Consider the following 8090-nt stretch of genomic DNA (forward strand, 5'->3'; position numbering starts at 1 on the left):
CTGCAACGTCGTCCGCCGCGCAGTGCGCGGACGACGTTGCAGACGTATGTGCTGCAGTTGCGTGATCTGATCACGGTGGCGCTTCGGGGGCAGGGGTCGGCTGGGGGTGGGGGGTCTGTGGTGTCGGCGAAGGATGTGCTGGTGACGGCGCCGGGTGGGTATGTGCTGGTGTCGGGTGAGGGGACCAGTGACGTGCGGGAGTTCGAGCGGCTGGCGGGGCAGGGTTATCGTGCCATGGACGCTGGTGATTTTCCGGGGGCGGCTGGTTTGCTGCGGCGGGCGTTGGATTTGTGGAGTGGTCCGGCGTTCGCGGATGTGCAGACGGGTGCGCGGTTGGAGATGGAGGCCAAGCGGCTGGAGGAGAGCCGTCTGTGTGCGCTGGACCAGCGGATCGAGGCGGATCTGCGGCTGGGCCGTCACCGCGAACTGCTGGCAGAGCTGACGGTGCTGACGAGCCGTTACCGGGCGCACGAGAACCTTCATGCGCAGTTCATGCTGGCGTTGCACCGGTCGGGGCGGCGGGGTGAGGCGCTGGACGTGTATCACAAGCTGCGGAGTACGTTGGTGCGGGATCTGGGGTTGGAGCCGTCGGCGCGGTTGCGTCGGTTGCAGCAGTCGATTCTGGTGGCGGCGCCGGAGGCGCCGTTGGGTGCGGAGGTGCCGCTGGCGCCGGTGCGGGCGGCGAGTGATGCCTGCTGAGGTCTGGTGTGCGGGGGGTTGAGGTTCTGCGGGGGGTGTTGTTCTGCGGTTTGTGCAGTCCTGTGGCCGGGGTGGTGAGCGGTGTCTGGTGTCGCTGTCTTGCGGGCTGCGCTGCGGGCGATGTCTCCTGCTGCACGGTGAAGGGCCGTGCCGTGCCGGGGTCTGTTGTTCGGCAGCGCATGGACTTTCTGCTGTTGCTGCCGAACTGAGTGGGTGTGGTCTGGGAGGCCGATGGCCGGCAGTACTGCTGGGTCGGCGGCAGAGCGGGTCCACAGCTTTATGCCCAGATGGTGTCGGAGGACTGGCAGCTGAGCTGCTCCGGCTGCGATGTCTACCGTTTCGGCGGCCGTGAACTGGACCGGAGTAACGGGCCGCGCGTGGTTGCGGGTTTCTTCCGGGAGGTCTTGCGGTGTTACGACGTTCCGCTGCCGCCTTCAGTGACCGGCTGATGGCCGGCAGGCCGTCAGGGTGTTGGTGGGGGGTGGTTGAGGGTGTCGTCGCTTTTGCGGACCTGTTTTGGTCTGTGCCGTGGGAAAGATCGCCGTTTTGTTGCGGGGCGGGGTATGTCACCGCCTGAAGAGACGCGGGTGGGTTGCCCCGCATGCTGAGGCAGATATCGCTGCGGCAGGACACCGGCCGCCAGGGGTATGGAGCGCGGAGGGAGGGGGGATCGGTGTTCGGTACGCCTGGCAGAGATCACCGCAGGCGCCCGCCCCGTCCCGGTTGCCGCCGCCGGCCGTGTGCGTGTGCCTGGACCGCGGCGATGGCCGCGGGGCAGCGCATCACGCACTGCAGCAGGGGGTTGGGTGAAAGCTTCCGGCTGGATGTCTGTCAGGGGGAGGCCTCCTCGGCGAAGACGGACAAGGCGATCTGGTATGTCTCGAAGGCGCGGGCCGCTCCTGCGTAGACGGCGAGGTGGATGAAGAGGTCGACGATCTCGTCTTGAGTGACGCCGTTGTTGAGCGCGATGCGCAGTTGCCCGCGCAGCGGTTCGAACGCGCCCAGCGTCGCGGCGATGGCGACGGAGACCAGGGAGCGGTCGTGTGTCGACAGTGCGGTACGGGTCCATGAGTCCCCGAAGGTGTGCACGGTGGCGACCTTACGGAAGTCGGCTCCGGAGGCCGGTTCGCCGGGGCTCATCGGGAGGTCCAGGCGCTGTCCCAGGAGTTTGCTTGCGGTGTCCAGCGCCTGTTCGTAGGCGTCGTCTGTACTCATCTGTGCTCCTTGTCGGCCGGTCGTGCGGGGTGGCGGGCCGGCGGTCCTGGCCGCCACGCGCCGTTCAGGGTTGGGCTGCGGGGCAGGTGGTTCCCCGACTCGCTGGGGGTTGCTGCTCGCCGGGCGGCGGGACGGCTGTTCGCCGCACGGGGCTGGTTTCCACGCTCGCACGGTGTGTGATTGGTCTGCTCGGCCGGGTGAACCGTCCGGGCTGCAGGGCGTGGATCGAATGTCCTGTCCGGGCCTGTGACTGCGGGGCTCCCTCATGGTCTTCGAGTGGGTCCCTGGGGCGTGGGCGGATCGGGGGAGCCGTGCGGAACGGGCTTCGTTCTCCGGCAGTGCGTCCCGCTGGGGTGTGACTAGCGGGTGCGGGTGATCGGCTTGTGCTCGAGGTAGTCGGCCGGACCGGCCTTGCCCTGCTCACGGCCGAGGCCGCTGGCTTTGGTGGCGGCCGAAGCCGTTGGGCGTTTCGTTCAGCGTGACGGTGCCGGTGCGCAGCCGGCGGGCGGTGGCCAGGGCGCGGCCGGGATCTGAGGTTAAGGTAGCGCCGGACAGGCCGTACGGGGAGGCGCTGGCGATGCGGACGGCGTCGTCATTGTCGTCGTAGGCGATGACGGCCAGGGGCCGGCGGGGCGGGGCGGTCGGCGCGGGCGGCCCGGGGGATCGGGTGCTTCGGCCGGGCCGCTGCCGCGTCCGCGCAGTGCCGTCAGGTGGTGGGGTAGTCCGTGGAACGGCTGACCTCGGCCCACTTGCGGGCCTCGGCCAGACGGCCTTCCTCCGAGTTGATCGCGATCTCCAGGGCGTCGCTGCCGAGCAGCAGCCGGCGCGGGGGCTCCTCGGCGTCCACGGCGCCGATGATCGCGCGGGCCATGCGGTCCGGGTCACCGGGCTCCTTGCCGGCGTAGTCCGCGAACCGGGCCAGCCACAGGCCCACGGTCTCCTCGTAGTCGGGGGTCACGGGACCGGAAGGCTCCGCGGCACCCGCGGCCCAGCCGGTGCGGATGCCGCCCGGCTCGACGATGGTGACCTTGACGCCGAACGGTGCCACCTCGTTCGCCAGTGCCTCGGAGAACCCCTCGACGGCGAACTTCGCGGTCTGGTAGGCGCTCAGACCCGGCGTACCGCCCACACGTCCGCCGATCGAGGAGATCTGCACGATGTGCCCGGACCGCTGGCGGCGCATGACGGGAAGGACCGCCCGGGTCATGTTGATTACGCCGTACAAGTTGGTGTCGACCTGCGCGCGGAACTCGTCCTCGGGAAAGTCCTCGATCGAGCCGCTGGTGGCGTAGCCGGCGTTGTTGACGACGACGTCGACCGGTCCGAACCGCTCCACCGCCTCGGCCACCACGCCCCGGGACTGGGCCGCGGAGGTGACGTCCAGCGCCACCGCCTCCAACCGGTCCGGGTGCCCGGCCCTCAGGGAAGCCAGCGCCTCCGGCTTGCGGGAAGTCACCACGACGTTGTCGCCGGCCCCCAGGGCCGCGAGCACCAGGGCCCTGCCGAGGCCCTGCGAGCCCCCCGTGATCAGCCAGGTTCGTGCCATGACGCGTGCCTCGTTTCGTCATCTGCTTCACCGCCCCGAACGGGACAGCAACTTCACTGTAGACAAAATCAGCCTAACTGCAACATCAATGATGCACTAATACTCAGTGTTACATCTCACGTGGTGATGTTAGTCGGTTAAGTAAAGCACGGGCGTAGAATGCCGGCATCATGAGAGCTGACGCCGCGCGTAACCTGACTGCCGTCCTGCATGCCGGAGCTCGACTCCTGGCAGAGGACCCGGGCGCCTCCATGGCGGCCATCGCCGCCGCCGCCGGAGTGGACCGCACGACCGTCCACCGCCGCTTCGCAAACCGTGAAGCCCTGCTCAGCGCCGTTTTCCAGGCCAAGCTCGACTCCGCCGAACGCGTTCTGGACGAAGCCCGCCTGGCCGAGTCACCCCTGCCGGTCGCCCTCCACCGCTACCTGGAAGGGATCATCCCCGTCAGTCGCGAATGGCCGGTCGACATGCGCCTGATGATGCAGAAAGACCCCGCCGCCTGGGCCCGCCGGGAGGAGCAAAGCGCGCGCCTTGACGCCTTCATCCGCCGCGCACTGGACGAGGGCTACCTACGAGCAGACGTCGACGCGGCCTGGGCGCGGACGATCCTGGACGAACTCGTCGACACCGTCGCTCACCGGTTCCCCGACCTGGAACCCCCGCAGGCCGCCGATCTTGTCGCCGCCACCCTCCTGAACGGCCTCGGCGCGACCTGACACCCCCACCCACCCCGGCACAGGACAGGCCCGAGGACCGCGACACCAGCATGCGGCCACCCCGCGTCCGACGACGGCGTCGACCTGTGAAGAACTGTCCCCTCGCCGCGCCCGGCCTGCTCGACAGGCTGGCACGGCGCGCCGGCGCGCGAGGCTCTCAGCTACTGCTGCTGATCTGGTCGGCGCAGTTCGCGTCGGAGGGCGTCCGGCGAGCGCCCCTCACGCAGATGCCACAGGGCCCACCCCCGCTTCTGACGCCCACCGCACTCCCGGCCTGCGTAGTGCTTCCAACTGTCCAGGAGCGGTCTTTCTGATCAGCGGTTGGTGCGCTGGCCTGCACTGATCAGTTTGTGGTGCGGCGGTGAGCCGGGGGGGGGCCGGTGGCTGCAGTGCTTGCGGGCGCTGCTGGAGCGGGGGTGTGGCCTGCGGCTCTGTCCATTGGCCGGGTCTGTTTCCGTAGTCGGTGGTGACGGAGGGTGTCGTCAGCCCGGGAGGATCCGGTGGCGGAGGAGAGGGAAGCTCGCGCGGCCCTACATCTGGCGCTTGACCAGCTTGGTTTTGTTGTTGACGCCTTCGGTACCGCCGTTGTGGTGCGGCAGGGTGAGGGCGGCGCCGGCTGCGGCGCGGTCCTTCCCGAGGTCCCGGGTGAAGGCATGCAGGCGGGGCAGGTCCTCGGCCTGGGCCGAGGTGATCCAGGTGCTCAGCAGGGTGGCAGTGCCGTGGGCGGGATCCAGCAGCACGGCGAGGTGGTGGATGAGGTGGGCCAGAGCGGTCATCTCGTGGCAGGCGGGGCGGGCGGCCTCGACACGTTCCCGCTGGTGGTCCTTCAGGCGGTCGGGCGGGTGAGCAGGTAGCGGGCGAGGCGCCGGGGCGAGAGTGCGGGCCGGTCGGCCTCGACGCGGCCCTGGTTGGTGTAGCGGACGAGCAGGTTCGAGCTGCCGGTGTAGCGCCGTCCCCGTCACCCATCTCCTGGAGGAGATGGGTGACGGGGACGGCCGGGTTCCCCAGCCGGCGTCGGCGTAGGTGATCGCGGTAGGGGTCCACGAGGGTGGGCCGGTACGTGGGGGCGCGGATGAGGCGCTCGGGCTCGGCGACGCGGTCGTAGCGCTTGACGGTGTTGAGAGCCGGGTTCAGGCGGCGCGCGCACTCCAGAAGTCCGACTCCGCGCTCGGGCAGGGCGTGGACTTGCTGCCAGCGCTCGCGGGTGGTGGCGGCCTGTCTCCCCTCGGCCGGGGGCGGGCCCGCTTTCGCCCAGCAGGTGCTGTGCGCGGCGACTTCTTTGCGGACGGCCTCGGCGTGGTTGTGCCACAGGTGCCAGCGGTCGCTGATCTGGACCGCGTCGGGCAGGGCTCGTCGGACCGCCTCGGCGTAGGTGGCCGATCCGTCCCGGCACACGGCCTCGATGCCCGGATGTCCGCGCAGCCAGGCTTCCAAAGTGGCGGCTTCGCGGCCGGGCAGTACCTCGATTCGCTCACCGGTCTCGGCGTTGGTGATGATCGTGGCGTAGCTGTGCCGGCGCCGCAGGGCGAAGTCGTCGGCCCCCATCACCCGCGGGATTCGCACCTCCGGCACGGGCAGCAGCCGCAGCAGCCGCAGGGCGGAGGCGTACGACACGGGCACGGGCAGAGATCGGGTGAGTCGGGCGGACGCCCGGCCGCATAACTCCACGCGGTCCGTATTGCTGCACCGCTTGGCGGGACGCCATCAGTCCGAAGCCCGGTACTGGAACGGCGGTAGGGGGTGGGCAGCCCCGGCACCTGCTCGACGAACGCTGTACGGGGACAGCTGTTGCGGTCGCGGAAGTACCGGCGCGCCCGCAGCCGGACGGTGACCCGGCGCGAGCGCAACGGCGGCCGGTCCAGGGGCGTAGAGACGCGCTGTCCAGGCGACGGGCCGGCTTGCGACAGTTCAAGGCACCGGCCAGGTTGCCGCTGGAGCCGGTCCGAAGGATGCCGCGGGCGGCGAGTGTGCCGGAGCCGGGATTCGGTGAAGCGCTGCTGTGGCGAGCCGTGCAAGGGGCCGTTGCCGCCCCACCCTGTGAAGGGCTCATGGGGTGCGGGTTCGGCTCGCTGTGGGCTCTGGTTCGTCGCGGTGCCTTCTGCCCGTGCGCGGGCCGCCCGGCGGGCTGCGTGGGCGGTGGTGCGGGGGGTGGTGGTGTGGGTGGGTGGTGGATGGGGTGGGTCCTGCATATATGAAACCGCCCAAGCGGTTTGTTAGTGTGGGGTGTGCGGTGTCCTTGCAGGGTGGTGTCCGTGCCGGGCTGGGTGGTGGTGTGTGCCGGTGCCCGGCGGGGCTGGGGGGTGCGTTGTGAGGGGTGTGAGGTGCCGGTGTCGTGCCGGCGTTCGGCGTCGGCGTTGCCCAGGAGGCAGCACATGGTCAAGCAGGAGCGGGCCGCCCGTACGCGGCGTTCGCTGATCCGGGCGGCGGCCGAGGTGTTCGCTGAGGTCGGGTTCGTTCCCGCGTCCCTGGGTGCCATCAGTAAACGGGCGGGGGTGAGCAACGGGGCGCTGCATTTCCATTTCGCCAACAAGAACATGCTTGCCGAGGCGGTGGAGGCGGAGGCCGCTGAGAGGGTGCGCCGTCTTATCGAGGCGGTCCGCGCGCGTCAGGGTGATCCTTTGCAGGCGGTCGTGGATGCTACTCATGAACTGATGGGTGCCTTGTCGAAGGACATTGTGGTGCGGGGTGGTTTCGGTCTGGCCGGGGACATCGCCCGGCGTGCGGAGTCCCCGCTGCGGCAGGAGTGGCAGCGGTGGGTCGAGGACGGGCTGCGCCGGGCCGCACGCGGCGGCGTGCTTGCTCCCGGGGTGGCGTGGGATGACGCCGCCCGTCTCGTTGTCGCCGCGACCGTGGGTCTGGAAGTCCTCGGCGGCGCGGACGCGTCCTGGCTGTCCCGGCAGAACGTCACGCGGCTGTGGGACCTGCTGCTGCCCCGGCTCGCCGACCGGCCTCATGCCGGTGCCCTGGTCTCTTCCGGCTCCCCGCCACCCGCCCCCCGCACCGGCTGACCCCCGCACCGGCCCCGCCCCGCACCGGCTGGCCCCCGCGCCGGTCCCGCCCCGCGCCGGCTGGCCCCCGCGCCGGTCCCGCCCCGCACCGGCTGGCCCCCGCACCGGCCCCGCCCCGCACCGGCTGGCCCCCGCGCCGGGCCAGCCTCGTACCGGCGGCGTCCCGCCAAGTGGTGTAGCCGCTCGGTCGTCGCGGCCTCGCAGGTCGCGGCCAGGTTACGCCGGTCAGCCCACGGGGACGGGCAGCCCGCGCTGCGCTGACCGGCTCACGCAGCGGCGCGGGTTTCGGCCGGGCCGGCGATCGTTGGTCGCTCGGACCGGCGCGGTCCGGATGGTTCTGCACCACTTGGCGGGACGCTACCCCCCGCACCGGCTGATCTCCGCGCCGGGCCGGCTCCGCAGCGGCTGGCCCGCCGTGCCGCCGTCGTGCGGCCTGGCCGCCGCTGCACACCAGCCACGCCGGCCCGTCCCGGCCGGCACCTCCAGCGTGCGCCGGGCCCGGCCTTCCTTCTTCCCTTCCCAGCCCTTGGTTCTCGTCTCCTCTTCGGGCTCCTGCTTCTTCTGTCTCCTGCCTCGAACTCTCATACGGGGTGCCCGGTTTTGTTCGGGATTTCGCGACAGTGTCACGTGCGGTCATCCGCGGTCCCGGCGGGGCCGGCTGGAGTGCAGGGGTTCAGGCGGGCCGGTGTGGCCGTGCTGTGCCCCCAGCGGTCCGTCACCTGTGCGCCCCCGCCCCGCTCTTGGCTGCCCGCCCGGCAGTGGGCGGGCCGTCCCCGTGCCGCGTAGGGCGGGGTGGCGGGTGGCCGGTGGCGGGGCGGGATGCGGCCGGGGCGGGGCGGGGTGGTGAGGTGTCGTCAGGGCCGGGGCGGTCAGCTGTCCGGGCGGGGTGAGGGGGCGCCTCGGGGG

Annotated in this window: 7 protein-coding genes and 1 pseudogene; 3 read left to right on the forward strand and 5 right to left on the reverse strand. The window is 71.1% G+C overall.

Annotated elements, in window-relative coordinates; genetic code table 11:
- Positions 1–699 carry an AfsR/SARP family transcriptional regulator gene (locus KBY47_RS35720; RefSeq protein ID WP_247695748.1) on the forward strand — a complete coding sequence of 233 codons (699 nt, stop codon included), beginning with the start codon at positions 1–3 and terminating at the stop codon, positions 697–699.
- An 831-nt stretch (positions 700–1530) separates the two neighbouring features.
- On the opposite strand, the gene KBY47_RS35725 is transcribed toward KBY47_RS35720, so the two are convergent.
- The 3 genes from KBY47_RS35725 to KBY47_RS35735 form a co-directional block, all read right to left on the reverse strand.
- Positions 1531–1914 (reverse strand): carboxymuconolactone decarboxylase family protein, encoded by a 384-nt coding sequence (locus KBY47_RS35725; RefSeq protein ID WP_210928758.1) that lies wholly within the window; start codon positions 1912–1914, stop codon positions 1531–1533.
- Positions 1915–2334: 420 nt separating this feature from the next.
- Entirely contained in the window at positions 2335–2535 is a 201-nt protein-coding gene (locus KBY47_RS35730; RefSeq protein WP_247695750.1) for an aldehyde dehydrogenase family protein, read from the reverse strand.
- A gap of 85 nt (positions 2536–2620) precedes the next feature.
- On the reverse strand, positions 2621–3460 hold the full coding sequence (locus tag KBY47_RS35735) for an oxidoreductase (protein ID WP_210928760.1): 840 nt from the start codon (positions 3458–3460) through the stop codon (positions 2621–2623).
- Between the two features lie 170 nt (positions 3461–3630).
- Here KBY47_RS35735 and KBY47_RS35740 point away from each other — a divergent pair, with 170 nt between their 5' ends.
- A complete protein-coding gene (locus KBY47_RS35740; protein ID WP_210928761.1) occupies positions 3631–4176 on the forward strand; it encodes a TetR/AcrR family transcriptional regulator in 546 nt (181 codons plus the stop codon).
- Positions 4177–4706: 530 nt separating this feature from the next.
- Here KBY47_RS35740 and KBY47_RS37470 read toward each other — a convergent pair.
- Together KBY47_RS37470 and KBY47_RS37475 are read right to left on the reverse strand one after the other, a co-directional pair.
- Positions 4707–5138 (reverse strand): transposase, encoded by a 432-nt coding sequence (locus KBY47_RS37470; protein WP_210928762.1) that lies wholly within the window; start codon positions 5136–5138, stop codon positions 4707–4709.
- A 361-nt stretch (positions 5139–5499) separates the two neighbouring features.
- Positions 5500–5721, reverse strand: a pseudogene (locus KBY47_RS37475) (transposase); the annotation flags it as partial.
- Between the two features lie 827 nt (positions 5722–6548).
- Here KBY47_RS37475 and KBY47_RS35755 point away from each other — a divergent pair.
- Complete coding sequence (locus tag KBY47_RS35755) at positions 6549–7184, forward strand: ScbR family autoregulator-binding transcription factor (protein ID WP_210928763.1); 636 nt, start codon at positions 6549–6551, stop codon at positions 7182–7184.
- Positions 7185–8090: the final 906 nt, after the last annotated feature.

Origin of the sequence: Streptomyces sp. B93 (assembly GCF_018070565.1) — a bacterium.
GTDB lineage: Bacteria > Actinomycetota > Actinomycetes > Streptomycetales > Streptomycetaceae > Streptomyces.

Coding starts and splice junctions, on each gene's coding strand:
- KBY47_RS35725 (WP_210928758.1), bottom strand. CDS start 1,914: ATGAGTACAGACGACGCCTACGAACAGGCGCTGGACACCGCAAGCAAA.
- KBY47_RS35735 (WP_210928760.1), bottom strand. CDS start 3,460: ATGGCACGAACCTGGCTGATCACGGGGGGCTCGCAGGGCCTCGGCAGG.
- KBY47_RS35740 (WP_210928761.1), top strand. CDS start 3,631: ATGAGAGCTGACGCCGCGCGTAACCTGACTGCCGTCCTGCATGCCGGA.
- KBY47_RS35755 (WP_210928763.1), top strand. CDS start 6,549: ATGGTCAAGCAGGAGCGGGCCGCCCGTACGCGGCGTTCGCTGATCCGG.